This window comes from Streptococcus sp. GMD4S, assembly GCF_000296955.1.
In genome coordinates this window covers 1-663 of record NZ_AJRE01000368.1, presented here as the reverse complement: position 1 = coordinate 663, position 663 = coordinate 1, and the positions used below count along the sequence as shown (strand labels likewise).

Here is a 663-nt window from a genome sequence, read left to right as displayed (position 1 = left end):
CATCGCAATCGCCGTTTTGGAGGAGTTTAGGAGAAGATATGACCAAGGATTTACAAAAGAGAACATTGTTTGCGGTATTGGCCCTGGCGATTTTCCTTCCAGTCTTGTTTGCGGGAGGGCTCTTGTTGCAGGTAGGGATTGGCTTGTTAGCAATGCTAGGCGTCCATGAACTCTTGCACATGAAGGGGCTAAAGACTATGACCATTGAGGGTGCCTTGACTCTTTTTGCGACCTTCGCTCTCACAGTTCCTTTAGAAAATTACCTAACTTTTTTGCCTGTTGATGGGAATGTAGTTGCCTATAGTGTTCTGATTACCATAATGCTAGGGACAACCGTTTTCAGTAAAAGCTATACGATTGAAGATGCCGCTTTTCCAATTGCTGTGAGCTTTTATGTTGGTTTTGGCTTCAATGCCTTACTAGATGCTCGGGTGGCAGGTTTTGACAAGGTGCTTCTGGCTCTCTTTATCGTTTGGGCGACAGATAGCGCAGCCTACCTGACAGGGATGAATTTTGGTAAACATAAGTTGGCTCCGAGAGTTTCTCCTAATAAGAGTATTGAGGGATTTGTCGGGGGTATTCTAGGTGCGGTACTGATAACAGTGATTTTCATGTTAGTGGACAGCACAGTTGCTCTTCCTTATGGGATTTATAGAATGAGTC

The 663-nt window shown here is 44.5% G+C and carries 1 protein-coding gene; it reads left to right on the top strand.

Annotation, left to right across the window (positions count from 1 at the left end):
* Positions 1–38 precede the first annotated feature (38 nt).
* On the top strand, positions 39–663 hold a 625-nt coding region (locus GMD4S_RS09955; protein ID WP_000159121.1), incomplete at its 3' end, for a phosphatidate cytidylyltransferase.